At 69.5% G+C, this 23,728-nt stretch carries 29 protein-coding genes, 1 tRNA gene and 1 riboswitch; of the genes, 11 read left to right on the top strand and 19 right to left on the bottom strand.

All coding sequences use genetic code 11. The features are described 5' to 3' along the window. The first annotated feature begins 74 nt into the window (after positions 1 to 74). Positions 75 to 812 (top strand): ribonuclease PH, encoded by a 738-nt coding sequence (rph, locus tag AC07DS_RS32175; protein ID WP_479150993.1) that lies wholly within the window; start codon positions 75 to 77, stop codon positions 810 to 812. Between the two features lie 123 nt (positions 813 to 935). Further along, positions 936 to 1,337: a hypothetical protein gene (locus tag AC07DS_RS32170; RefSeq protein WP_145882518.1), complete on the top strand. Its 402-nt coding sequence runs from the start codon at positions 936 to 938 to the stop codon at positions 1,335 to 1,337. A gap of 78 nt (positions 1,338 to 1,415) precedes the next feature. On the opposite strand, the gene AC07DS_RS32165 is transcribed toward AC07DS_RS32170, so the two are convergent. The 4 genes from AC07DS_RS32165 to AC07DS_RS32150 all read right to left on the bottom strand — a co-directional run bounded on the left by AC07DS_RS32165 (position 1,416) and on the right by AC07DS_RS32150 (position 4,768). Further along, positions 1,416 to 2,111, bottom strand: coding sequence for a DUF1707 SHOCT-like domain-containing protein (locus tag AC07DS_RS32165; RefSeq protein ID WP_479150990.1), 696 nt, complete (start codon positions 2,109 to 2,111; stop codon positions 1,416 to 1,418). Positions 2,112 to 2,185: 74 nt separating this feature from the next. Beyond that, positions 2,186 to 3,193 (bottom strand): ABC transporter ATP-binding protein, encoded by a 1,008-nt coding sequence (locus tag AC07DS_RS32160; RefSeq protein WP_479151041.1) that lies wholly within the window; start codon positions 3,191 to 3,193, stop codon positions 2,186 to 2,188. After that, entirely contained in the window at positions 3,151 to 3,918 is a 768-nt protein-coding gene (locus tag AC07DS_RS32155) for an ABC transporter permease (RefSeq protein WP_479151039.1), read from the bottom strand. The genes AC07DS_RS32160 and AC07DS_RS32155 overlap by 43 nt, the downstream gene beginning before the upstream one ends. Positions 3,919 to 3,967: 49 nt before the next feature. Continuing rightward, a complete protein-coding gene (locus AC07DS_RS32150) occupies positions 3,968 to 4,768 on the bottom strand; it encodes an ABC transporter permease (RefSeq protein ID WP_479150988.1) in 801 nt (266 codons plus the stop codon). Between the two features lie 931 nt (positions 4,769 to 5,699). Here AC07DS_RS32150 and AC07DS_RS32145 point away from each other — a divergent pair. Beyond that, on the top strand, positions 5,700 to 8,531 hold the full coding sequence (locus tag AC07DS_RS32145; RefSeq protein ID WP_479151036.1) for a transglycosylase domain-containing protein: 2,832 nt from the start codon (positions 5,700 to 5,702) through the stop codon (positions 8,529 to 8,531). Between the two features lie 9 nt (positions 8,532 to 8,540). On the opposite strand, the gene AC07DS_RS32140 is transcribed toward AC07DS_RS32145, so the two are convergent. From AC07DS_RS32140 to AC07DS_RS32130, 3 genes are all read right to left on the bottom strand, one after another. Beyond that, positions 8,541 to 8,861, bottom strand: a complete 321-nt coding sequence (locus AC07DS_RS32140; RefSeq protein WP_381656435.1) for a DMT family transporter — start codon at positions 8,859 to 8,861, stop codon at positions 8,541 to 8,543. A gap of 37 nt (positions 8,862 to 8,898) precedes the next feature. Beyond that, positions 8,899 to 8,969: riboswitch (guanidine-III (ykkC-III) riboswitch) on the bottom strand. Positions 8,970 to 9,048: 79 nt separating this feature from the next. After that, positions 9,049 to 9,351, bottom strand: coding sequence for a GroES family chaperonin (locus AC07DS_RS32135; RefSeq protein WP_385165896.1), 303 nt, complete (start codon positions 9,349 to 9,351; stop codon positions 9,049 to 9,051). Positions 9,352 to 9,474: 123 nt separating this feature from the next. After that, on the bottom strand, positions 9,475 to 9,804 hold the full coding sequence (locus AC07DS_RS32130) for a DUF3618 domain-containing protein (RefSeq protein WP_145882511.1): 330 nt from the start codon (positions 9,802 to 9,804) through the stop codon (positions 9,475 to 9,477). A 92-nt stretch (positions 9,805 to 9,896) separates the two neighbouring features. On the opposite strand from AC07DS_RS32130, the gene bcp reads away from it, so the two are divergent. The 4 genes from bcp (at position 9,897) to AC07DS_RS32110 (ending at position 11,926) form a co-directional block, all read left to right on the top strand. Next, positions 9,897 to 10,364: a thioredoxin-dependent thiol peroxidase gene (gene bcp / locus AC07DS_RS32125; RefSeq protein ID WP_479150986.1), complete on the top strand. Its 468-nt coding sequence runs from the start codon at positions 9,897 to 9,899 to the stop codon at positions 10,362 to 10,364. A 144-nt stretch (positions 10,365 to 10,508) separates the two neighbouring features. After that, positions 10,509 to 11,162, top strand: a complete 654-nt coding sequence (locus AC07DS_RS32120; protein WP_479150984.1) for an HNH endonuclease signature motif containing protein — start codon at positions 10,509 to 10,511, stop codon at positions 11,160 to 11,162. Further along, positions 11,159 to 11,830 (top strand): HNH endonuclease, encoded by a 672-nt coding sequence (locus tag AC07DS_RS32115; protein WP_479150982.1) that lies wholly within the window; start codon positions 11,159 to 11,161, stop codon positions 11,828 to 11,830. Before AC07DS_RS32120 ends, AC07DS_RS32115 begins: the two co-directional genes overlap by 4 nt. Positions 11,831 to 11,843: 13 nt before the next feature. Further along, positions 11,844 to 11,926 (top strand) — tRNA-Leu (locus AC07DS_RS32110). 44 nt (positions 11,927 to 11,970) lie between these two features. Here AC07DS_RS32110 and rdgB read toward each other — a convergent pair. Both rdgB and AC07DS_RS32100 read right to left on the bottom strand, forming a co-directional pair. Continuing rightward, entirely contained in the window at positions 11,971 to 12,573 is a 603-nt protein-coding gene (rdgB, locus tag AC07DS_RS32105; RefSeq protein ID WP_479150980.1) for an RdgB/HAM1 family non-canonical purine NTP pyrophosphatase, read from the bottom strand. Between the two features lie 42 nt (positions 12,574 to 12,615). Next, positions 12,616 to 13,929: a DUF445 domain-containing protein gene (locus AC07DS_RS32100; RefSeq protein WP_479150978.1), complete on the bottom strand. Its 1,314-nt coding sequence runs from the start codon at positions 13,927 to 13,929 to the stop codon at positions 12,616 to 12,618. 198 nt (positions 13,930 to 14,127) lie between these two features. Here AC07DS_RS32100 and AC07DS_RS32095 point away from each other — a divergent pair, with 198 nt between their 5' ends. Continuing rightward, complete coding sequence (locus tag AC07DS_RS32095) at positions 14,128 to 15,462, top strand: SGNH/GDSL hydrolase family protein (RefSeq protein WP_479150976.1); 1,335 nt, start codon at positions 14,128 to 14,130, stop codon at positions 15,460 to 15,462. A 59-nt stretch (positions 15,463 to 15,521) separates the two neighbouring features. Here AC07DS_RS32095 and AC07DS_RS32090 read toward each other — a convergent pair whose 3' ends face one another. Beyond that, on the bottom strand, positions 15,522 to 15,971 hold the full coding sequence (locus AC07DS_RS32090) for a DUF2269 family protein (RefSeq protein WP_479150974.1): 450 nt from the start codon (positions 15,969 to 15,971) through the stop codon (positions 15,522 to 15,524). A 153-nt stretch (positions 15,972 to 16,124) separates the two neighbouring features. Here AC07DS_RS32090 and AC07DS_RS32085 point away from each other — a divergent pair, with 153 nt between their 5' ends. Next, the gene (locus AC07DS_RS32085) at positions 16,125 to 17,087 is read left to right on the top strand and encodes a GlxA family transcriptional regulator (RefSeq protein WP_479150972.1); all 963 of its coding nucleotides are present in this window, start codon (positions 16,125 to 16,127) and stop codon (positions 17,085 to 17,087) included. Between the two features lie 111 nt (positions 17,088 to 17,198). On the opposite strand, the gene AC07DS_RS32080 is transcribed toward AC07DS_RS32085, so the two are convergent. After that, positions 17,199 to 17,501: a hypothetical protein gene (locus AC07DS_RS32080; RefSeq protein ID WP_403963046.1), complete on the bottom strand. Its 303-nt coding sequence runs from the start codon at positions 17,499 to 17,501 to the stop codon at positions 17,199 to 17,201. Between the two features lie 116 nt (positions 17,502 to 17,617). Continuing rightward, entirely contained in the window at positions 17,618 to 18,106 is a 489-nt protein-coding gene (locus AC07DS_RS32075) for a carboxymuconolactone decarboxylase family protein (RefSeq protein WP_145882501.1), read from the bottom strand. A gap of 330 nt (positions 18,107 to 18,436) precedes the next feature. On the opposite strand from AC07DS_RS32075, the gene AC07DS_RS32070 reads away from it, so the two are divergent. Continuing rightward, a complete protein-coding gene (locus AC07DS_RS32070) occupies positions 18,437 to 18,730 on the top strand; it encodes a hypothetical protein (protein ID WP_479150969.1) in 294 nt (97 codons plus the stop codon). A gap of 11 nt (positions 18,731 to 18,741) precedes the next feature. Here AC07DS_RS32070 and AC07DS_RS32065 read toward each other — a convergent pair whose 3' ends face one another. Continuing rightward, positions 18,742 to 19,284 carry an MOSC domain-containing protein gene (locus AC07DS_RS32065; RefSeq protein ID WP_479150967.1) on the bottom strand — a complete coding sequence of 181 codons (543 nt, stop codon included), beginning with the start codon at positions 19,282 to 19,284 and terminating at the stop codon, positions 18,742 to 18,744. 191 nt (positions 19,285 to 19,475) lie between these two features. Between AC07DS_RS32065 and AC07DS_RS32060 the strand changes: the two genes are divergently transcribed. Then, positions 19,476 to 20,321: an inositol monophosphatase family protein gene (locus tag AC07DS_RS32060; RefSeq protein ID WP_479150965.1), complete on the top strand. Its 846-nt coding sequence runs from the start codon at positions 19,476 to 19,478 to the stop codon at positions 20,319 to 20,321. Positions 20,322 to 20,342: 21 nt separating this feature from the next. Here the strand turns inward: AC07DS_RS32060 and AC07DS_RS32055 are convergent, their stop codons facing one another. The 6 genes from AC07DS_RS32055 to AC07DS_RS32030 all read right to left on the bottom strand — a co-directional run bounded on the left by AC07DS_RS32055 (position 20,343) and on the right by AC07DS_RS32030 (position 23,687). After that, positions 20,343 to 20,948 carry a DUF5753 domain-containing protein gene (locus AC07DS_RS32055; RefSeq protein ID WP_479150963.1) on the bottom strand — a complete coding sequence of 202 codons (606 nt, stop codon included), beginning with the start codon at positions 20,946 to 20,948 and terminating at the stop codon, positions 20,343 to 20,345. Next, positions 20,945 to 21,427 (bottom strand): hypothetical protein, encoded by a 483-nt coding sequence (locus tag AC07DS_RS32050; protein WP_479150961.1) that lies wholly within the window; start codon positions 21,425 to 21,427, stop codon positions 20,945 to 20,947. The genes AC07DS_RS32055 and AC07DS_RS32050 overlap by 4 nt, the downstream gene beginning before the upstream one ends. Before the next feature lie 83 nt (positions 21,428 to 21,510). After that, positions 21,511 to 21,735 carry a DUF397 domain-containing protein gene (locus AC07DS_RS32045; protein ID WP_479150959.1) on the bottom strand — a complete coding sequence of 75 codons (225 nt, stop codon included), beginning with the start codon at positions 21,733 to 21,735 and terminating at the stop codon, positions 21,511 to 21,513. A 417-nt stretch (positions 21,736 to 22,152) separates the two neighbouring features. Continuing rightward, positions 22,153 to 22,983 (bottom strand): helix-turn-helix domain-containing protein, encoded by an 831-nt coding sequence (locus AC07DS_RS32040; RefSeq protein ID WP_479150957.1) that lies wholly within the window; start codon positions 22,981 to 22,983, stop codon positions 22,153 to 22,155. Beyond that, the gene (locus tag AC07DS_RS32035; protein WP_479150955.1) at positions 22,973 to 23,491 is read right to left on the bottom strand and encodes a DUF6879 family protein; all 519 of its coding nucleotides are present in this window, start codon (positions 23,489 to 23,491) and stop codon (positions 22,973 to 22,975) included. The genes AC07DS_RS32040 and AC07DS_RS32035 overlap by 11 nt, the downstream gene beginning before the upstream one ends. Then, entirely contained in the window at positions 23,475 to 23,687 is a 213-nt protein-coding gene (locus AC07DS_RS32030; protein WP_479151033.1) for a hypothetical protein, read from the bottom strand. Before AC07DS_RS32030 ends, AC07DS_RS32035 begins: the two co-directional genes overlap by 17 nt. Between the last annotated feature and the right edge of the window lie 41 nt (positions 23,688 to 23,728).

The raw sequence follows: 23,728 nt of genomic DNA, 5'->3' as shown, positions 1-23,728 counted from the left end.
GCCGGGGTCACCTGTAAGGGGTTCTTCCCACCGTGGGAGGAGCCCCTTCCGTCACTCCGGATAGGCTCGTGGCCATGTCTCGAATCGACGGCCGCACTCCCGAACAGCTCCGCCCGGTCACCATCGAACGCGGCTGGAGCAAGCACGCCGAGGGCTCCGTCCTCGTCTCCTTCGGCGACACCAAGGTCTTCTGCACCGCCTCGGTCACCGAAGGCGTCCCGCGCTGGCGCAAGGGCAGCGGCGAGGGCTGGGTCACCGCGGAGTACGCCATGCTGCCCCGCGCCACCAACACCCGCGGCGACCGAGAGTCCGTCAAGGGCAAGATCGGTGGCCGCACCCACGAGATCTCCCGCCTCATCGGCCGCTCCCTGCGCGCCGTCATCGACTACAAGGCGCTCGGCGAGAACACCGTCGTCCTCGACTGCGACGTCCTCCAGGCCGACGGCGGCACGCGCACGGCGGCCATCACCGGCGCCTACGTCGCCCTCGCCGACGCGATCTCCTGGGCCCAGGGCAGGAAGCTCGTCAAGGCCGGCCGCCAGCCCCTGACCGGCACGGTGTCGGCCGTCTCCGTCGGCATCGTCGGCGGCGTGCCCCTCCTCGACCTCTGCTACGAGGAGGACGTGCGCGCCGAGACCGACATGAACGTCGTCTGCACCGGCGACGGCCGCTTCGTCGAGGTCCAGGGCACCGCCGAGGCCGAGCCCTTCGCCCGCGAGGAACTGAACGCCCTGCTCGACCTCGCCGTCACCGGCTGCACCGAGCTGACCGCGATCCAGAAGGCCGCGCTGGCCGCCACGCTCGAAAAGTAAAGGACGTACCAACACTCGGGGGTGCGGCAGGGCAACCCCCGCCCGCTCCCCGACGTCCGTATGGGTACGGGCGTACGACCACCACCGTGCGCCCGGCCAGCCACCAGGGGAGGGAACACCACCATGGCCGCCAGCCGACGCCGAGGCCGTCTCACCGCCGTCGCCGCCGTCATAGCGACCGCCGCGCTCACCGCCGGCCTCACCACCGGCTGCGACGCCGTGAACAAGGCCCTCGACTGCGTGCAGACCGCCGACTCCATCGCCGACAGCGTCACCGATCTCCAGCAGGCCGTGGAGAACGCCTCGAACGACCCGACGCAGCTCGACCAGTCCCTCGCCTCGATCGACAAGAACCTCGACAAGATCGGCGACAAGACCGACAACGCCGACGTCAACAAGGCGGTCGACAACCTGAACAAGGCCGTGGACAACGTCCGTACGGCGATCAAGAACGGCGACAACACGCCGGACGTCAGCCCGGTGACGGACGCGGCGGGCGAACTGACGAAGGTCTGCACGTCGTAGGCGCCTTCCCGGGGGCGGGGCGCGGACGAGGCCCGGGGCGGAGCCCCGGGGACGTCAGCCCCCACCCCCGGGGACGCATCACCCCTCGAGCCCGCGCCGCTCCTTGCGGTCCAGCCGCTCCTGGCGCCGCTGCTCCTTCAGCCGCTGCCGCTCCGCCCGGGTCACCTTGCGCTCCACGCCGACCCCGCCCCAGAAGGCGAAGCCGCCGATGACCACCCGCGGCGCGCCCGGCCCGGCCTGCTCGTCGCCCCGGGGGTGCTCGAAACCACCCATGACACCGATCCCGCGGACGACGACCTCGACACCCGGCGGGACGGTCACCTGCACCCCACCCATGATCGCCACACAGTTGATGTGGACCTCGCGGTCCGCGAAGTCCGCCTCCCGCAGATCGATCTCGCCGCCGCCCCAGAAGGCGAAGGCGGTGAACTTCTTCGGCACCGTCCAGCGGCCCTTGCGCTGGAAGCCGGACATGACGGCCACCGCCCCCGTGGACGAGCCCTCACCCCCGACGATCCGGCCCGCCCAACTCCCGCTCTCCACCGGCTCCTTGGTGAAGGAGACCGGGGCGGGCGCCACGGCCCCGCCGGCCGGCAGGTCACGGGTGATCGGCGTCAGCTCGGCGTACGTACGCGCCTTGTACGTCGCCTCCAGCCGCTCCTCGAACTCCTCCATGTCCAGCCGCCCCTCGGCGAGGGCGTCCCGCAGGACCTCGGAGACCCGCTCACGGTCGGCGTCGGAGGCACGGAGTTCCGGCACTGCGTCGTCGGTCATGGCAGAAGACTACGAGAAGATGCCCGCGAAGAGATGCCCACGAGATGCCCAGGAGATGCCCGGCGAGAAGACGCCTAAGAGACCGCCTTCTCGGCGTACATCTTCGCGATGACGGCCTCGATGTCCGGCTCCCGCACCGACAGGTCGACCAGCGGATACTCGGCCGCGACCGCCGCCACCAGCGGCGCCGCCGACTGCCCCGCCGGGAACGCCAGCCACTGCCGCGGCCCCTCCACCCGCACCACCCGGCACGACGGCACCTCGATCGGCGGCAGCTCCCGCTCCAGGTCCACCACCAGCGTCCGCTCGCCCTCTCCGGCCTCGTGCAGCCCGGCGAGCGGACCGTCGTACATCAGCCGCCCGTGGTCGATCACCATGACCCGCGAGCACACCTGCTCGATGTCCTGCAGATCGTGCGTCGTCAGCAGCACCGTCGTACCGTGCTCGGCGTTCAGCTCCCGCAGGAAGCCCCGCACCTTCGCCTTCGACACCACGTCCAGGCCGATCGTCGGCTCGTCCAGGTACAGCACCTCCGGATCGTGCAGCAGGGCCGCCGCGATGTCCCCGCGCATCCGCTGCCCCAGCGACAGCTGCCGCACCGGCACGTCCAACAGGGGCTCCAGCTCCAGCAGTTCCACGCAGCGGTCCAGATTCTCCCGGTAACGGGCGTCCGGGATGCGGTACATGCGGTGCGCCAGCCGGTAGGAGTCGATCAGCGGCAGGTCCCACCACAGTGTCGTCCGCTGCCCGAACACCACCCCGATCCGGTGCGCCAGCCGCGTGCGCTCCCGCGAGGGATCGATACCCGCCACCCGCAGCCGGCCCGCGCTCGGCATCAGGATGCCGGTCAGCATCTTGATCGTCGTCGACTTGCCGGCGCCGTTCGGGCCGATGTAGCCGACCATCTCACCGCGCGCCACGGTGAAGGAGATCGAGTCCACCGCCCGCACCTGCCGCCGCTCCCGCTTCAGGAACCCGGTCCTCCTGCGCACCTCGAAGACCTTCTCGACCCCGGCCACCTCGATGAACGCGTCCACCGCTAACTCCCTGTACTCCGATACGACCGAAGGCCCACCCGCCACGCCAGCCCCGCCGCCGCGCAGCACACCGCCGCCACCAGCGGCGGCGCGAACGCCGCCCACTGCGGCACGCCGTCCAGCGGATAGGGCTGCCCCAGCACATAGGCCGCCGGCACCCAGTTGACGAAGGCCAGCGGGAGTATGAACGTCACCCCGCGCACCAACTCCTTGCCGAACACCGTCGGCGGGTACTGCAACAGTGTCTGGCCGCCGTACGTGAACGCGCTCTGCACCTCGGACGCGTCCTGCGCCACGAACTGGAAGGCCGCCCCCGCCACGAGCACCGCGGAGAAGATCACCCCGCCGCAGACCAGCATCCCCGGCACCATCAGCACCTTGACCGGCGTCCAGCCGATGTCCGACGCGACCAGCGCATAGCCCAGCACCAGCGTCCCCTGCATGATCCGGCTGATCCGGCGCAGCGCGAACCGGTCGGCGGCGACCTGCGCCAGCACCGGCGCGGGCCGCACCAGCAGGGTGTCGAGCGTGCCGTCGCGCACCCGGGTGCCCAGCCGGCCCGCCGAACCGATCACCAGGTCCGCGAGCCCGAACGAGGTCGCCGACAGCCCGTACAGGAAAGCGATCTCGGGCAGCGACCAGCCGCCGAGCGCGTCGACCCGCGAGAACATCAGCAGGATCGACACGAAGTCGAGACCGGTCACCAGCAGACCGCCGACCACGGTCATCACGAAGGACACCCGGTAGGTCAGCGTGGAGCGGATCCACATCCCGGAGATCAGCCGGTAGGCGCGCAGCCCCTCGGCCAGGGCGTTGTACTCAGCCACCCTGCACCACCACCCGTCGCGCCGCCGCCGTCTGCACCAGCCGCCCGGCCGCCAGCAGCACCACCGCCCACGCCGCCTGGAAGACGAAGGCCGGCAGCGGGTCCGCCTCGCCCATCAGCACGTCCGCGGGCACCTGGAGCTGCGCCGCCCACGGCAGCACCCGTACGACCTCACCGAGCGTCCCCGGGAAGGCGTTCAGCGGGAGAGTCATCCCCGAGCAGAAAATACCGAGGACCATCAGCGCCTGAAGCGCCCCCGTGCCGTCCAGCAGCCAGAACCCGGTCAGCGCCACCAGGTAGCGGATCCCGAAACTGACGATCATCGCGAGCGCCACGGAGACCAGGAAGGCCAGCCACCTGCCCGGATCGTCCGGGAGCGCCGTCGGGAACACGAGCGCCCCGAAGGCGAACGGAACCACCCCACGCCCGAGCAGCTGGAACAGCGCCCGGCCCAAATCGTTCGCGAGCCACCACACTTGCAGATCCGCCGGCCGGTACAGATCGATCGCGACCTCACCCGTACGGATGCGTTCCATGAACTCGGTCTCGAAGCCGCCCCCCTGAATCGCCAGCGTCGCGTACAGTGCCTGCCCCAGCCACACGAAGGTGACCGCCTGCGCCTGGTCATAGCCTCCGAGGTGCGGTTTCTCGTCCCACAGAGCCAGGTAGGTGTAGACGAGAATCAGTCCGAAGACCGTGTTGGTGAACACCCCTGCCGCAGTGGCCGTCCGATACGTCGCGTACCGTCTGAATCCCCCCGCCGCGACGGCCACGTACAACCGTCCCGCGCCCACGCCAGTCGACCTCCCTGGACCGCTCGACACCGAAGCGCAGGAGCCTAGTCCGGAGGCCCGGTGACCGGCCACGCATTTTCCGCCCCGGATGCGTGCCGGAATCCGGGAACGGAACGCCAGGTGCGAGAGTCTTCAAACCGGGGGCGCAGAAGGCGTACGAGGCGTACGGGAAACGTACGACGCGAAACAGGAGTCCGTGCACGAGATGAGCGACGAGCCGCAGCCGCAGCAGCACACCAAGGGCGGGGCACCGGACGAACCGCTGCCGGCTGAAGGGTCCGGAGAGCCGGGGTCCACCACCCGCGGCCGCGAGGAGCGGACTCCGAAGACGCCCGACAGCGATACCGCCACCGAGAAGGACGGCTCCGGGGAGAACCGTCCCGATCCGGCCGCCGGGTCGGTTCGGGGTGCCGGTGCCGGTGCCGGTGCCGGTGCCGGTGCCGGTGCCGGTGCCGGTGCCGTTTCCGACCAGGCCGCGCGGGCTCGCCGGGCGGCTCAGGCGAGCCGTGCGGGGAGGACGGAAGGCCGGGGACTCCAGGTGGGTGCGGAGGCCGAGGAGTCCCAGCAGCCTCAGAAGCCCCAGTCGTCCGTGGAACAGCAGGGCTCCGACGGGTCCCGTCGGCCGGAGAGGCCCGAGGTGTCCGACAGGTCGCAGGCACCCGGGAAGACCCAGGGTGCCGAGAAGCCCCAGGGTTCTGCCGAGTTCCGCCCCTTCGACAGGGCCCAGGGCTCCCAGGCGTCCGCGGGGTCGCGGCTCCCGGGGCAGTCGCAGGGCCCGGCGAAGCCCGGCGAGCCCCAGAAGCAGGGCGACTCTGCCACGACGTCCCAGCGGGCCTCAGTGCCCCAGCAGTCCGGGCGGACCCAGGCGGGCGACGGTTCGCACGAGTCCGAGCAGCCCAACGCAGCGGAGAGCACCCAGGTCCTCCGGCGTATCAAGGCACCCCGGGCTTCCCAGGAGGGGAACCAGGCGGCCGCCGCCTCCCAGGCCTCCGGCGAGGCTCCGGCTCCCGCCGAGACCACTCAGGTCCTCCGCCGCGTCAAGGCTCCCGGCAAGGCCGAGTCGACCCAGCAGAGCCAGCAGAGCCAGCAGAGCCAGCAGAGCCGGCAGAGCCGGCAGAGTCGGTCGACCCAGCAGAGCCAGTCGCCCCGGCCGAACCGGCCGACCCAGTCGAACCGGCCCGGCAAGGGGAGCGCCGCCGCCGCCGCGGCCGCCGCCGCGAGCGGTGCCGCCATGGCCGCCGGTACCTCCGCCGCTGCCGCCCCGAAGTCCCCGGCCGCCGCGGCCGGAGCCGCAGCCGGCGCTGCATCTGCGGCCGGCGCCCGCGCCACCTCCACCACCCGGACCCCCGACGAGCCCCCCACCCCCCTCGCCGACAGCGGCGTCCCCGGCGTCCCCGGCGGCCCGGGAGGTCCCGACGGCCCCGGCGGCGGCAAGGGCAAGAAGCCCAAGCGGCCCAAGCGGACCGGATGGCGGCGGATCATCCCCACCTGGCGGATGGTGCTCAGCACCTTCGTGATCGGCGTCCTGCTGATCATCGGCCTCTTCTTCCTCGGCTACTCGCTCGTGAAGATCCCGCCGGCCAACGCCCTCGCCACCAAGCAGAGCAACGTCTACCTCTACGCCGACGGCTCCCAGCTCGCCCGCGACGGCACGATCAACCGCGAGAACGTCGACCTCTCCCAGGTCTCCAAGGACGCCCAGCACGCCGTCCTGGCAGCCGAGGACCGCGACTTCTACACCGAGTCCGCCGTCGACCCCAAGGCCATGCTCCGCGCCGCCTGGAACACCGCCACCGGCAAGGGCAGGCAGTCCGGCTCGACGATCACCCAGCAGTACGTGAAGAACTACTACCTGGCCCAGGAGCAGACGGTCACCCGTAAGGCCAAGGAGTTCTTCATCTCGATGAAGCTGGACCGCAACAAGTCCAAGGCCGACATCCTCGAGGGCTACCTCAACACCAGCTACTTCGGCCGCAACGCCTACGGCATCCAGGCCGCCGCCCAGGCCTACTACGGCCGGGACGCCGCCGAGCTCGACCCGGCCCGTGCCGCCTACCTCGCCGCCCTCGTCAACGCGCCGAGCGAGTACGACGTCGTGGCCCACCCCGAGAACAAGTCCGCCGCCCTCGCACGCTGGAACTACGTCCTGGACGGAATGGTCACGAAGGGCTGGCTCAGCGAGACCGAGCGCGCCGGTATGAAGTTCCCCATGCCGAAGGAGCAGACCATCTCCACCGGCCTCTCCGGCCAGCGCGGCTACCTCGTAGAGGCGGTCAAGCACTACCTGACCACCAACAACATCATCGACCCCGACAAGCTGGCCCTGGGCGGCTACCGCATCACCACCACCATCCAGAAGGACAAGCAGGACGCCTTCGTCAAGGCCGTCGACGACCAGCTGATGTCCAAGCTGGACAAGAAGAACAACAAGGTCGACAACGCCGTCCGTGCCGGCGGCGCCTCCGTCGACCCCAAGACCGGCAAGGTCGTCGCCATGTACGGCGGCGTCGACTACGTGAAGCAGTACACCAACGGCGCCACCCGCGGTGACTTCCAGGTCGGCTCCACCTTCAAGCCGTTCGTGTTCACCTCCGCGGTCCAGAACGGCTCGACCACCCAGGACGGCCAGACCATCACCCCGAACACCTACTACGACGGCACCAACAAGCGGCCCGTCCAGGGCTGGAGCGGCGGCCCCTACGCCCCCGAGAACGAGGACTCCAAGTCCTACGGCGACATCACCGTCCGCAAGGCCACCGACCTGTCGGTGAACTCCGTGTACGCGCAGATGGCCGTCGACGTCGGCCCGTCCAAGGTCAAGCAGACCGCCGTGGCCCTCGGCGTCCCCGCCGACACCAAGGACCTCCAGCCCTACCCGTCCATCGCCCTCGGCACCGCCACCGCCAGCGTCCTGGACATGGCGGAGTCGTACGCGACCCTCGCCAACCACGGCAAGCACGGCACGTACACGATGATCGAGAAGATCACCAAGGCCGGCACCGACGAGGTCACGCTCCCCGACAAGTCCGTCAAGCAGGCCGTCAGCCGCGAGGCCGCCGACACCACCACCTCCATCCTGCAGAGCGTGGTCCAGTCCGGCACCGCCACCGCCGCCCAGGCCGCCGGCCGCCCCGCCGCCGGCAAGACCGGCACCGCCGAGGAGGACACCGCCGCCTGGTTCGCGGGCTACACCCCCGACCTCGCCACCGTCGTCTCCGTCATGGGCCAGGACCCGGTCACCGCGGCCCACAAGCCGCTGTACGGCGCCATGGGCCTGCCGCGCATCAACGGCGGCGGCGCGCCCACCCAGATCTGGGCCCAGTTCACCAAGGACGCCCTCAAGGGCAAGCCGGCCACCGACTTCGACCTCCAGCTGCAGCAGGGCGCCGACGTCCAGGCACCCGGCACGCAGGCCCCGACCAACAGTGCCACCACCACCGGCGGCCAGGACACCGGCGGCGCCACCACCACCGGCGGCCACGACAACGGCGGCCCGACCGGCACCCCCACCAACGGCACCACCACCGGCGGCCAGGACACCGGCGGCCAGGACACCGGAGGCACCCCCGGCGGCGGCACCACCACGGACGGCGGCGGTACGACCACCACCGGCGGCGACACCACAGGGGGCGACACGGCCGGCGGCACCACGGCCGGTGACACGACCACCGGCGGAGGCACACCCGCCGGCGGCACGACCACCGGCGGCGGCACACCCGGTGGCACCACAGGCACCACCGGCGACGCCGGAGGCCAACCCTAGGAAGCGGCGTCAGTGACCGCTGGTCGCCTTCAGCCCCACGACGGCGACCAGCAGCAGACAGACGAAGAAGATCCGGGCGGCGGTGACCGGCTCACCCAGCACCACCATGCCGAGCACCGCCGCCCCGGCCGCCCCGATCCCCACCCACACGCCGTAGGCGGTACCGATCGGAAGCGACTTGGCGGCGTAGGACAGCAGCACCATGCTGGCGACGATCCCGGCACCGGTGAGCACACTGGGCACGACCCGCGTGAACCCGTCGGTGTACTTCATCCCGATCGACCAGCCGACCTCGAGCAGACCGGCCACGACAAGCAGCACCCAGGCCACGACAACACACCTCCGAGACGAACGGACGACTCTCTGCGGTGCGTCGTCTTTGCCTGCATCCCGGTACGGCGCGTCTCGTCGGGCTCCTTCGAACATAGCAAAGCAACGACAAAGGGGCTGGTGACAACCGTCACCAGCCCCTTCTCGGCTTCCGGCCAGAGATACTTCCGGCCAGAGATGCCTCTGATCAGAGATACAGGCCCGTGGAGTCCTCGCCGCCCTCGAACCGGTCGGCGGCCACCGCGTGCAGATCACGCTCCCGCATGAGCACGTACGCCACACCCCGCACCTCGACCTCGGCCCGGTCCTCCGGATCGAACAGAACCCGGTCACCGGGCTCCACGGTCCGTACGTTCTGACCCACCGCGACGACCTCCGCCCAGGCCAGCCGCCGCCCGACCGCCGCGGTCGCGGGAATCAGGATGCCGCCGCCCGACCGCCGCTCGCCCTCACCGGCGTCCTGCCGCACGAGAACCCGGTCGTGCAGCATCCGGATGGGCAGCTTGTCGTGCTGAGGGTTGCTGTGCTCGTTTCTGTTGGCGCTCACGCCTCGAACCTACCTGCCTCGGACGGACTCGTACGACCCCGGGCCACCCACTCGTCTCCGCCCTGGTCAGCGCTTACGCCGCCGCGAGCCCACCGCGAGCAGGCCCACGACCCCGACGACGACCAGCGCGACGGGCACGACCCGCTCGAGCCGCGGCGCGCCCTCCTCGTCCACGAACTGTGCCCGCACCTCACTCACCACCCGGTTGACCTGGACGTAGGCCCGCCCGACCGTGTGATCGATATTGGCGACGACCTTGGCCTTGGCGTCCGCGACGATCGTCTGCGGATGCACCCGCACCCCGATCTCGTCGAGCGTCTCGGCCAGCACGTCGCGACGGCGCTTGATGTCCGCCTCGATCTGCGCCGGGGTTCTGGTGTCCGACGTGTCCGCCACCGTACGGCCTCCGAAGTCTCCTGATGCTGTCCCGGACAGTCTGTCAGCTCCGGCCGCCACCGCGCCGCAACGCCCCCCGTTACGCTGGACCGATGAGCGAGCGACTCCAGCCCGGTGACGTGGCCCCCGCCTTCACCCTCCCCGACGCCGACGGCAACGAGGTGTCCCTGTCGGACCACAAGGGCCGCAAGGTCATCGTCTACTTCTACCCCGCGGCCCTGACTCCGGGCTGCACCAAGCAGGCCTGCGACTTCACGGACAACCTCGAGGTCCTGGCCTCCGCCGGCTACGACGTCATCGGTGTCTCCCCCGACAAGCCCGAGAAGCTGGCCAAGTTCCGCGAGAAGGAGTCCCTGAAGGTCACGCTGGTGGGCGACCCCGACAAGAAGGTCCTGGAGGCCTACGGCGCTTTCGGCGAGAAGAAGCTCTACGGCAAGACCGTCGTCGGCGTCATCCGCTCCACGGTGGTCGTCGACGAGGAGGGCAAGGTCGAACGAGCCCTCTACAACGTCAAGGCCACCGGCCACGTCGCCAAGATCATCAAGGACCTGGGGATCTGACTCCCCGCGGCACCCTTCTCGTGCCAGACGGCCCGCACCGGAATACCCCGGCGCGGGCCGTTCCCATTCCGTGCGTGACTGTCCGATAAACGGTTCGTTACTCCGTACGAGCTGCGAACGCGCAGCCGGGACGGAGGGGGCTCGATGGGGGCCAGTGCGTACAGCAAGGAGCGGCTGGAGGAGGCGGCTCGGGGGGCGCGGACGTTGTCGGAGGCGCTGGAGCGGCTGGGGGTGGATCCGAAGAGTTCGAAGCGGCGGTATGTGCTCGGGCGGATGAGGAAGCTGGGAGTGGATGTCTCGCACTTCGAGCGGGAGGGGGTGAAGTGGACGCGGGAGGTGCTTGAGCAGGCGGTGGCCGCCTCCACGAACATGTGCGAGGTGCTCCGACGGCTCGGGCTGGAGGTGGTCGGTGGTCACCACACGCACATCAGCCGGCGGATCAAGGCGTACGGGATCGATACCTCGCACTTCCAGGTGCCTACCCGGCGCGGCGAGGCGCGACGGCCCCGGACGCCCGATCGCTTGCTCGTCGAGCAGCCGCCCGAACACGGCCGACGCATCCAGAGCGACCGCCTCAAGTGGGCGATGACGACCTTGGGCGTACCGGAGCGATGCGCCCTCTGCGGCACGGAGGCGATCTGGCGAGGTCGTCCGCTTCCGCTGGAGGTCGACCATATCGACGGCAACTGGCGGGACAACCGCATCGAGAACCTGCGCTTCCTCTGCCCCAACTGCCACTCGGTGACGGACGATTACCGGGGGCGTGGGAAGGGGCGTCCCATGGGCGGGGCAGCATGAGCAGCGGCGTGCAGTACACACGCGAGCGACTGGCCGCAGCCGCCGCTCAGTGTTCCGACATCGACGAGGTCATCGCCTTCTTCGGTACCAAGCCTTATGGCAACCTTCGGTGCCACCTCTTCCGGCGCTTCGACCACTTCGGGATCGACGTCTCCCACATGCCCCGGCAGAGGCGAGCGAGTACGGTACCGGCCAAACCAGCCGCCGACGTGTTGCGCCGTGCGGTCGAGGAGGCGACCTCCATCGCGGATACGCTCCGCGCTCTGGGAATGGAGCCTTACAACAGCAGACTGCGCACCCTGATCCTTCACTGGGTGACGGAGGACGATCTCGACACCTCTCACTTCCTAGGGCAGGCGCATCAGCGAGGGCGTCCAGGCCCTGTGCCACGCAGGCGTGCTGCGGACATCCTGATCCAGCATGACGGCACCCGTCGGACGAGAACCCATCTCCTGCGCAGGGCGCTCGCGGAAGTCGGCGAGCCGGAGGCATGCGCCGAATGCGGGGTCGGCCCCGAGTGGCTCGGCAGGCCTATGACGCTAGAGGTCGACCACATCAGCGGGGACTGGAGCGACGATCGGCGGGGGAACCTGCGGTTGTTGTGTCCTAACTGCCACGCGATCACCAATACCTGGTGCAGAGGCGGGAGTCGCGCGCATCCCCGGTAGCATGGTCAGCCACGCGGCCGTTGCTGAATGGTATAAGCAGAGGTTTTAGGTGCCTCGGGGCATTTGCCCATGTGGGTTCGACTCCCATCGGCCGCACACACGCCGAGGGGCCGTCCGTCTGGACGGCCCCTCGGCACGTCTTAGCCCAACAACTCCCGAACCACCGGCACCAACCCCCGGAACGCCTTCCCCCGATGGCTGATCGCGTTCTTCTCCTCGGGGCTCAGCTCCGCGCAGGTGCGGCTCTCGCCCTCCGGCTGCAGGATCGGGTCGTAGCCGAAGCCGTTCGTGCCCGACGGGGCGTACCGCAGGACACCCAGCAGCCGGCCCTCGACGACGCGCTCACGCCCGTCCGGCAGGGCCAGCGCCGCCGCGCAGGCGAAGTGGGCGCCGCGGTGTTCGTCCGCGATGTCGGAGAGCTGGGCCAGGAGCAGGTCCAGGTTGGCCTTGTCGTCGCCGTGGCGGCCGGCCCAGCGGGCGGAGAAGATGCCGGGGGCGCCGTTCAGGACGTCGACGCAGAGGCCCGAGTCGTCGGCGACGGCGGGCAGGCCGGTGGCCCGGGCCAGGGCGTGGGCCTTGAGGAGGGCGTTCTCGGCGAAGGTGACGCCGGTTTCCTTGACGTCGGGGATGTCGGGGTAGGCGTCCGCGCCGACGAGTTCGTGGGGGAGTCCGGCTTCGGCGAGGATGGCCCTCAGCTCGGTGATCTTTCCGGCGTTGCGGGTGGCGAGGATCAGGCGGGTCATGGGGTCAGTATTCCTGGGCGGCGGGGGACCGGGGGGCGCGGGTCAGCCTCCGAGGCTGCGTGAGATCACGTAGATCAGCAGGCCGGCGAGCGAGCCGACCACGGTGCCGTTGATCCGGATGAACTGCAGGTCGCGGCCGATGTGGGCCTCGATCTTGCGGGTGGTGTGCTCGGCGTCCCAGCCGGCCACGGTGTCGGTGATCAGGGAGGTGATCTCCTTGCGGTAGGTCGTGACGATGTGCACGGCCACGCCCTCGACCCAGCTGTCGACCTTCTCCTGGACCTTGGGTTCGGCGGCCATCCGGGAGCCCAGGGAGAGCAGGGCGGCCCGTACCCGCAGTCGCAGCTGGCTGCGTTCGTCGTCGGCCGCGGCGACGATCATGGATCGTACGGCCGTCCAGGCGGAGGCGATCAGGTCCTGTACCTCGCCGCGGCCCAGCACCTCGCCCTTGAGCCGTTCGACCCGCGCGCGGGTGTCCGTGTCGGACTGGAGGTCGGAGGCGAAGTCGGTGAGGAAGCGGTCGAGGGCGCCGCGTGCGGGGTGGGAGGGCATGTCGCGCATTTCGGTGACGAAGCGCAGCAGCTCCTTGTAGACGCGTTCGCCGACCTTGCGGTCCACGAATCGCGGGGTCCAGCCGGGTGCGCCGCCCTCCACGGCGACCATGACGTCGTCGCGGTGCATGACCAGCCAGTCGTGGGCGCGGGTGACCACGAGGTCGACCACCCGTTTGTGGCCGCCGTCGGCGACGATCTTCTCCAGCATCTTGCCGATGCCGGGTGCGATCTCCTGGGCGTCGGCGCGCCGGGTGATGGCCTCTCCGACGACCGCCTGTACGTCGGAGTCGCGGAGCACGGTCAGGGCGCCTCTGACGGCGGTGGCGAGTTCCGTGGTGACGCGGTCGGCGTGGGCGGGTTCGGCGAGCCAGGCGCCGAGCCGGCTGCCGATGCCGACGGCGCGCAGCCGCTGTCGTACGACGTCCTCGGAGAGGAAGTTCTCGCCGACGAACTCGCCGAGGGAGACGCCGAGCTGGTCCTTCTTGGTCGGGATGATCGCGGTGTGCGGGATGGGCAGTCCGAGTGGGTGCCGGAAGAGGGCGGTGACCGCGAACCAGTCGGCCAGGGCGCCGACCATGCCGGCTTCCGCGGCTGCGGCCACGTAGCCCGCCCAGGGGCCGGCGCCCTGGTGCGTGGCCCAGGTGGCCAGGACGTAGACGACCGCGACGAACAGCAGCAGTCCGGTCGCCGTCAGTTTCATGCGCCGTACCCCGCGCCGGCGCTCCTCGTCGGCCGGGGTGAAGGCGGTCATGGTCCGGTACGACGTGGTCCGGGTCGGTGTTTTCGTCTCCGTACGTTCCATCAGCTCCACCCGTTCGGTGATCCCGCGCACAATTGTCCCTTCCTGACCGACTCCCGGAACGGAACAGGAGTTCCCGGCGTCTGTCTGGACGGGGGGTTTTGGGCAGGGCCCTGTCAGCTCTTCCCGGCCCATGAGCGATCATGGCTTCTTCAGACCGGAGCCTCGGGCTCCCATTTTCCGGGGGAGAAAAGCAGCAGCGTGACCAAGCGTCGTGGTTATGCCGTTCTCAGCGCGCTCGTCGCGCTGGTCGTGGTCGTGTGTGCCGCCATCTACGTCACCGTGGCGACCGACGACGGCACCCCTCGCGGCAGCTTCGCGGGCGGCCGTCCGCACCACGACTCGTCCGTCGCTCCCGCCTCGACCGGCACCTGGGTCGGTGCGTGGGCCACGGCGCCGATGGGCGGTGAGCCGGGCACGGAGACCCAGGGTCTGGCCGGCCGCTCGGTGCGGAACGTGGTGCACGCGAGCACCGGGGGTACGAGCGCCCGGATCACGCTGTCCAACCTGTACGGCCAGTCCCCGCTGGCCATCACGCATGCCTCCCTCGCCCTCTCGGCGGGCGACGGCACCGCAGCGGCCGACGCGGAAACGATGCGGCGCCTCACCTTCAACGGCAGCGCCGGCGTCGTCATACCGGCCGGTGGGCAGGTGCTCAGCGACGCGGTGCGGCTGGCGATCGCGCACGGTACGGACGTTCTGGTCACCACGTACTCACCCACCCCGTCGGGCCCGGTGACGTACCACCCGCACGCGCGGCAGCTGTCGTACGTCGCCCAGGGCGACCGCACCGAGGACGCGACCGGCACCCCGTACACCGAACAGACCCCGTACTGGCGTTATCTGACGGCTCTCGACGTCCTGAGCAACGAGGCCACCGGCACGGTCGTCGTGTTCGGCGACTCCATCACCGACGGCATAACCTCCACCGTCGGCGCCAACCACCGCTGGACCGACGTCCTCTCGGGCCGGCTGCGCACGGCCGTCGAGAGCGGCGACGCGCTGCCCCGCTACGGCGTCGTCAACGAGGGCATCAGCGGCAACCAGGTCCTCGCCGACGGCCTCGGGAGGCCCGCCGAGAACCAGAGCGGCCTGGGCCGCTTCGGCCGGGACGCGCTCTCCCGGACCGACGCCAAGGTCGTCGTCATCGACCTCGGCATCAACGACATCCTGCGCAACCCGGTCCTCGCCGACCCGAACCGGATCGCCGACGGCCTGCGCACCCTGGTCCGCCAGGCCCATGCCCGTGGCCTGAAGGTGGTCGGCGCAACCCTCATGCCGTTCAAGGGCCACCAAGGCTGGACCCCGGCCCGCGAGGTGGTGCGTCAGCAGGTCAACGCCCAGATCCGGGCGGGCCGCGTGTACGACGCCGTCGTCGACTTCGACAAGTCCCTCAAGGACCCCTACGACCCGCGCCGCCTGCGCTCCGAGTACGACTCCGGGGACCATCTGCACCCCAGCGACCTGGGCTTCGCCAAGATGGGCGAGGTCTTCGACCTGAACGCGCTCAAGGGCGCGGGGCAGGCGGAACTGTAGGCACTGCCGGCGCTGTTCCGAGCGCCGGGCGGTCGTGACCCGCCGCCGACAACAGGGACTCAGGCTCCGGTCGTCGACCCCGGCCGCACGATCATCAGGATCGTCACGGCTGCCCACAGCAGGTTGAACACCCCGGTGAACATGGCCAGTCGTACGGTCTTCTCGCGTGTCCCCTCGCCCTCCACGAGCGCGGTCTGGGCGGGCAGCACCAGCGCGGCGAGCACGAGGGCGGCCAGCGCCGTGAGCCCTATGGACACGATCAGCCAGGCGCTGCCGAGCACGCCCATGTTGCTCGCGGTGGCGAACCCGAAGACCGGGACGACGACACCGGCGACGGCGTAGACCTTGCAGATCCGGTGCAGCAGCCGCACCGTCTCCGCGGCCCGGGCGTCGTCCGGGGCGGCCAGGGCCCGGCGGGCGGCGGGCGGGAACATGCTGGCGGCGACGGTGACGGGCCCGATGGCGACGATCGCGGCGAGGACGTGGACGGCGAGGAGGAACTTGGTCACGGGGCGAGGTTAGGCGGGCGGCGGATCCCGGGAGAAGTGGCGGGATTGCCACCGGACAACGGATTCTCGCCAGCTCTCTGTCCGCGGGGAACAGGGGAGACGGGCCTGCAGGGCCAGGTTGGCGACAATCTGTCGTGCAGCTAGTTTCCTGCCATGCACACCGTGGCCGTCCTGGCGCTGGACCAGGTGATCCCGTTCGACCTGTCCGTCCCGATCGACGCCTTCGGCTGGGCCCGGCTGCCGGACGGGCGGCCCGCCTACCGGGTGCGGGTCTGCTCCCCGGCGGGGGAGGTGAGCGCGGGCGCGGGGGTCTTCACGGTGCGGGCGCCGTACGGCCTGGAGGCGCTGGCGGAGGCGGACACGATCATGCTGCCGGGCGTCGCCGACCCGACCGCGCCGCTGCCGCCCGGGGTCGCGCAGGCGGTGTGCGCGGCGGCGGCGAACGGGACGCGCATCGCGTCGATCTGCGTGGGCGCGTTCGTGTTCGCGGCGACGGGGTTGCTGGACGGGTGGCGGGCGACGACGCACTGGAGGGCAGCCGGGGACCTCGCCGCGATGTACCCGAAGATCACCGTCGACCCGAACGTCCTCTACGTCGACAACGGCCAGTTCCTCACCTCGGCGGGCGCGGCTGCGGCCATGGACATGTGCCTGTACATGATCCGCAGGGACCATGGCTCGGCGGTCGCCGCGCATGCGGCACGGTCGGCCGTGATGCCGCTGGAACGGGAGGGCGGGCAGGCCCAGTTCATCGTCCACGACCTGCCTCCGGCCCCGGCCGGCGCGACCCTGGAGCCGCTCCTGGCCTGGCTGGAGGACAACTGCGATCGCGACCTCACCCTGGACGAGATCGCGGTACAGGCCCGCATGAGCAGCCGTACCCTCAACCGCCGCTTCCGCGAGCAGACCGGTACGACTCCGCTGCAGTGGCTGCACCGGGCGCGGGTGCGGCGGGCGCAGTACCTGCTGGAGACGACGCCGTACCCGGTGGAACGGATCGCGGCCCAGGCGGGCTTCGGGTCGCCGACGGCTTTCCGGGAGCGGTTCCGCCGGGTGGTGGGGACGAGTCCGCAGGCTTACCGGCGGTCGTTCCGGTCGGCGAACGGGGTGGGGTGACCCGGCTACGGCGGTCCGGTCGGCGAGCCGGGGTGGGCTGATTCGGATGTGGGCCGACTCAGCCCCGGCGGTCGGCGAACGGCGTCGGGATGTTTACGGCGTGGGGATGCCTCAGCCCCGGCGGTCGGCGACGGCCCAGGAGGCCAGGGCCACGGCGCCCGCGACACCGAAGACCGACGGCCAGGCGCCGACCTTCTTCGCCAGCGGGTGGGATCCGGCGAACGCGGCGACGTACGCGGCGGTCAGCGCACCAGCGGCCCTGCCGCCCGCCTGCTGGCGCCACTGCTGCGCGGCGGCGGCACCGGCGACGGCCAGGACGGCCCCGCCGAGCTGCCGCTTCTTGGTCCAACGGGCGACGCCGTAGCCACCGACGAGCCCGGTCGCGGCGATCACCGAGCTGGGAACCTTCGCCATGTCTGCCTCCCTTTGTCTGTGCCCCGAGGCTAACGCCGGGGTCGGCGGACGAGCTGAACCTGAGTCGGGGCTTGTCAAGTTTCCGCCTGCCGCGATTCGGGCCCCGGGGCTACTGGTCAGTCCCACTGCTCGGCCGCGAGGGAGCTGACCGGCTGCGGCTTGCCGATGACGGCCAGGGCGATGAAGAAGTTGATCTGGCCGATCGCGATGGTGAGGGTGGCCAGCGCCTTCTGGTCGTAGTGCTTCGCCACCTCCGCGTACAGCTCGTCGGAGACCCGCTCCTGCCCGTGCGGGGCCGGCTGGAGGGTGGCCTCCACCAGGGCGAGGGCGGCGCGCTCGGCGTCGGTGAAGTACGGGGCGTCCATCCAGGAGGAGACGGCCGTGATGCGCTCCTCGGACTCCCCGGCCTTGCGCAGGAAACCGGTGTTCAGGACCGTCAGGTAGGTGTTGCCGACGATCTGCCCGGCGCGCAGGTGGACGAGGCTCATCGTGCTGCGCGGCACCGAGCGGTTGCCCGTGGCCCGGAAGAGGGCGGCGCTGATGTCGTTCAGCTCGGGGACGAACTCGGCCGGGTTGGGCATACGGGAGATCGAGGTGTTCGTCATGGCTGCTCTCCTTGGTGAGTGCCTGATCGGCGTCTACACAGCACTGACGGATGGGTGCGCGGAGATGTGACAGGAATCGGGGAGAGATTTTTTCGGACGTGGTCCGAGCTTGCTTCGGGCATGCTCGGGGCTTGCTCCGGGACTGGTGGCAGCCCTGCTTGCCTCAACTTCGCTCGTAGAAAGAGCCGTTGATGAAGCCCGTACCCGTACGCGGACGGCAGTGGCACGGCACCCTCACCGCGGCCTCGTTGGGCCCGACGGGTGCTCCGGCCCCTTCAACGTCGAGGCGTATGACGGGCACGACGGTCGAGCCGTGGAAGGATCGGCGCCATGGGTGGCACCGAGAAGCACTGGGTGTACCGGGTCGACGAACCGCACGGTTCGGAGGGCTGGCGCCCTTATGGCGGCCACCCGGAGCGCCGGCGGGGGACCGTCACCACCGACGACCCGGCCCACGGCGCGAGGTACGTCGCCGCGCTCGTCGTCACCGACCTGGTGACCGAGTGGGAGTTGCGCGGCATCGGGGAGCGGCATGTGCGCGTGATCGTCTGGGAGGACGAGGAAGGCGTCGGCCCCGAGGACGCGGTTTTCACCCTGGAGATCCAGCCCGACTTCGGCTCCTGAGCGGGCGCCTCTCAGACCCGCTCGAGCGGCCGATGCGGGCTGTCGGGCAGCTCCACGGCGATGGTGTCACCGGGCTGCACGACGCCCCCCGCCCTCACCACACCCATGACCCCGGACTTGTACACGACGCGCCCGTCCTCACCGCGCCCCACGACCTCCTTCAGGAGCCCCTTCTGAAAGGTGTCGATCTGAGCACAGGGATTGCGCAGCCCGGTCACCTCGACGACGGCGTCGTCCCCGATCCGCAGCAACGCCCCGGTGGGCAGCCCCAGCAGATCGATCCCCCGTGTGGTGATGTTTTCCCCGAGCTCCCCGGCCGCCACCCGGAACCCGTTCCCCGAGACCTCCTCGAAGAGCTCCTCGTGAATGAGGTGCACCTGGCGCAGGTTGGGCTGAGTCGGATCCTGGGCAATGCGGAACCGGTGCTTGACGGTGACGCCGGCATGGACGTCCCCCTCGACCCCGAGCCCGGCAAGCAGCGTGATGCTCTCCCGATTCGGCTTGGTGAAGGAGTACTCCCCGTTGCTGCTCACGGCAGTGACAGTCCCACCCATGTCGCAACCCCCGCTTCCGCTCATCCGCTCGTCCGCTCTCGGCTCCAAGATCAGCGGAGAGCCTAACCCGAGGCAGGGGGGCGGGTACTCGCCCGACGCCTGAATCCGCCCGCGAGCACCGGAAGGTAAGGCGACGCAGTACATGGCATCCTGCCGGGGACCGTCCCTGACCCGACCGGCGGTGAACCCCAGTGAACGACCACGCCCCTGCCCCCGACCCCGACCACGACCACGTCCTGGACCTGGACCTGGACCTGGACCTCGACCGGGCTCTGGCGGTCGCGACCGACCTGGCAGCCTGGGCGTCGGAGGTGATCCGCCGCCCGCGTGACGGCGGGGTGCGGGAGAAGGCGAGCCCGGCGGACATCGTCACGCAGACGGACGAGACCATCGAGGCCCACGTCCGCTCGGTCCTGCGGTCGGCCTTCCCGGCCCACGGCATCGAGGGCGAGGAGTACGGCACCGACGAGCCGGCGACCCCGAACGCCCCGTACTGGGTGGTGGACCCGGTGGACGGCACGACGAACTACGCCCACGGCATCGGCTGGTGCTCCTTCTCCCTGGGCCTGGCGGCCTCCGACGGCACCCCACTGCTCGGCCTGGTGGCCGACCCATGGCGAGGCGAGACCTTCACGGCGATCAGAGGTCGGGGCGCCTACTTGAACGGCACCCCGACCCGCGCAGCCACCCACACCACCCTCACCGGCCACCTCTTCCTGACGGAATGGGCAGCCCACGCCCATTGGCCGGGCCTGGACGCTCTCCTCACCGCCCTGTCCGCCCGCCACTGCACGGCAAGGGTGATGGGCTCGACGGCACTGTCCCTGGTTCAGGTGGCAGCAGGCCGAGCCTCCGCGGCAGCCGTCGGCGAGTTCCATGCGGTGGACGGGCTTCCGGCGTACCTGATCGCGAGGGAGGCGGGGGCGGTGGCGCTGCCGCAGGCGCCTGCGTATGACGAGCCGTTGCTGCTGATGGCACCTGGTGTGGTGGGGGAGATGTCGGAGCTGTGGCGCACCATCCAGGCCGGAGAGGCGTAGACGGGCGCCGCTTACGGGTCGTTACCCCTTGCTCCAGAAGGAAAGGGCTTTGCTGATCAGGCTGGTGGCGGCATCTCCATAGCTGGCCGCGCTGCTCAGGGCATCGAATGCCTTGTCGTGGAGTGCGAGTTCGTCGGCGTCGGTGATGTCCACACCCGACGACACGAGTTCGTAGTGGACCCGCCCGCTGCCGTACATGTTGAAGCCGGGCATGGGGATCACACCCACCTCGGCGGTGGCGGGCAGGATGCCGAGAGTGAGCGAGGGCAGATCGATGTCGCGGAGCAGCCGCTCCATCTGCCGGCGCATGACCTCCGGCCCACCGACATTGGTGTACAGGGCCTGCTCGCCAAGGATCACGTCGTAGTGATGCTCCCCGTCGTACAGGACCTGCTGACGCTCCATGCGTTTGGCCACACCAGCCGCCACGTCGTCCGGCACACCGAGAAACTCGACGACCTTTCGCAGGATCACGCTCGCGTAGGCCTCGGTCTGGAGCGTGCCCCAGATCATCTCCGGGACGTACGCCTTGCCGTTCCGCGTCTGCTGATACCAGTGGATGACCTCGTCCTGGATGTCTTCCGTGCCGGTGGACAGCCGCTGCTGCCAGGGAATCAAGCTGGTCACACTGACTCTCCTTGCTTGACGGGACACGTCAGTTCAGGCTTCGAACGGTTCGGAGAACACGTCACCACCGCAAGTGACAGGTACGAGGGGTGCTCGAGGTAGAACCCGAGCGATACGTCAGCCCCCGAACCCAGCCTCACAGCAGTGGATTCGACTAGCAAGCCCAGATAGGTGGTGTCACGGTCCCGTCCGGAGGTGAACCGGGGCACGTATTCGGCCACGCGCTCCTCGATCCAGCCTGCCGCTTCCTTGGCCTCGTCCCATGTGCCGCGAATCAGGGACCGCGTCTTGATGAGCCAGTACGCCGTCTCCAGGGGCGGCAGATCCGCAGTAGGGAACGCCGCTGCCACCTCGCGATAGCGCTGGAGCAGCTCCGGCTTGCTTCCGGCAGGCGGCGGCTCGGGATGCGGAGGCCGTCGGAGGGCCTCCTGGTCGAAGCGTTCTTTCGCGCCAACCCATAGATAGCCGTGGTGATGCACGAGTCGTTCCCGTCGGGCGTCGAAGACCGAGAAGGGACCGGTCCCGGTTCCACGCAGGAGCCGGGACCGGCCGAGGGGGAGGGTCAGACACGCAGTCCGAAGCGCGCCGGATCGATGCCGGCCGAGTCCAACTCCTCCGTGGTGAACCGAAGCGGCTCCACATCCGGCCGCTTGCTGTCACCCAGCGCCCAGGCGTCGTCGCCGATCCGGGCCAGGGTCACGCACCCTTCCGTGCAGGGACCTCCGCAGGCCTTCACGAAGGAGGCCCCGCTGATGTCGAGCCCGTACAGCTTGGTTCCGTCCAGCATCACTGCACCTTCCTGCTCAGCTGACGCGGCCGTCAGTGACCGCCGCCCTTGATGGGCGGGAGTTGATGGAGGGGGAGGCAAACCGCCTTCAGCGGTCGGAGGCCGTACCGAGTTGAGCGCAGCGCGGGCAATGGCAAGGCGGCCATTCTGAAGTAACCAAGGGGGCCAAGCCGTGGCTCTCGAATACGGCTCGCTTGGGTCCCCAGGTCTGCCCGGAGTCGTGAGAGACGCGCAGAGTCATCAGGGGCCGTTCAGTAAAGAGACCCGGCGCTTCCTTCGGTTCTGGAGGCAGTTCCGCAGATGTGTTCCTCTGATTTTTCTGCGTTCCTGCCATCAATCCTCCCCGGCTTCTCGATGCATCCATGATTCACCGGCCGGGCAGGAGAGCCGAGCATTATTCTTGTTCCCTACTAAAGATCAACGGTAGAGGCTCGCCCATTCTTGAAGAAGGGCTCTTGCCGCCTCCCCGAACTGGGCCCTCTGGGCGTACTCCTTGAAAACTGCCAGGTGTTCAGTGATGTCGCGTGAGTCGCGGAAGACTGTCCGTCCGGTGAAGGTCTCGACAGTGGCCAGCCTGTCGTCGTACACGGTGAATGTGTTCATGGGGCCGCGGCTTATGATCGTGCCAATGGGTATGAGGCCTATCCGCACATTCGGGAGATGGGACAACGAGGCCAGACGATCGATCTGCACAGCCATGGCAGGCGGGGGGATCGCAGCCCACCTGACTGCCTGCTCCGTGAGCAGGAAAGTGAACTGTTTCGTGGTGTCGTAGAGCACTGCTTGCCGCTCCAGCTTTCGGGCCACCGTCTTGGAGACATCTCCCGGTGAATATTCGAGGCTGGCTCGGATGTACTCGGGAGTGGCCAACAAGCCCGTGATCATCGCAGGAAGGAAGTAGCGAAGCTCCTTGGCTTCAGCCTCCAGGCCGGCCAGCTCCGACTGGCGCTTCTCCAGGCCGCGCCGCCACGATGAGCGGATGGGCTGCCACTCGGTATTTGCCAGCCGCGCCAGAGCCGTGACTTCGGCCACCAATTGCTGAGGGGCTTCAAGTGCGCGCAGAATGAGTTCGACGTCGACCAGACTCGGCGTGATATCGGCGGTCTCGATCTTACTGATCTTGGATTGAGACACATTGCAACGCTTGGCGAGCCGGACTTGGGACAGTCCGGCTCGCTTGCGAAGTTCCCTCAGTGTCTCAGCCAGGTCTGCTTTTGATTGCCCCAGCTGTTCAGGGTCAAGCGTCAAGGCCCTTCACGTACTCCTCAAAGGGCACCGATTCCGCGAGGGCGATGCGCTGGTATTCCCTGAACGGCTCCGAGTCGCCTTCGTGCACCTCCCGACTGATCTGGGTACCGTCCGGCTCGTAGTGCATGAGCACGATCCGTGAGCGATCGAACATCCAGAAGTCCTGGACCCCATCAAGGGGGTTGGGGCGGTTGGTCACGTCAAGGATGCGGATGCCCTCCCCGGCCGCGACGTTGTGGCGGTAGTGCTCGAACTCGAAGCGGAGGTAGTCCGAGAGAGGCTGTGTGACTATGTGTACCCGTCCGACAGTGCGGCCGTCGGCCACGTATGCCTTGACTCGATCAAACCAGGGCTGCGTCGCTTCGCGCGTGACGGGCTCGCCGGCCAGGAACCGACGGATCGCCTCTTCCTCCTGAGGCACGCGGTAGACAGGCAGAGTCTCCAGCCGCCACGCCTCCTGCTGCATGGCGTCGAATGTCCTTCGCCAGTCTTCACCAGCCAAGAACACGGACAGCCTCCCTCAGAACCGCCTCCGGGATCTCCACGAGGGCCTCCCCATCCGGCGGGTCGAAGGCGCTCGACACACTCCCCTGGACCACGAATGACCCCGAGGCGGTCCGGTACACATTGGGGCAGTCGTCGCCCCCGCACTCGCCGTTCCCGTTCCCATTGCCGGTCAGCCGGGTCAGTGCCTCACGCGTCATCATGCCCCCTCTGGACAAGGTAGAGCTGCTCCCTACCTCCC

The organism is Streptomyces sp. NPDC044064 (assembly GCF_056434245.1).
This window is presented reverse-complemented; position numbering and strand designations above follow the sequence as displayed.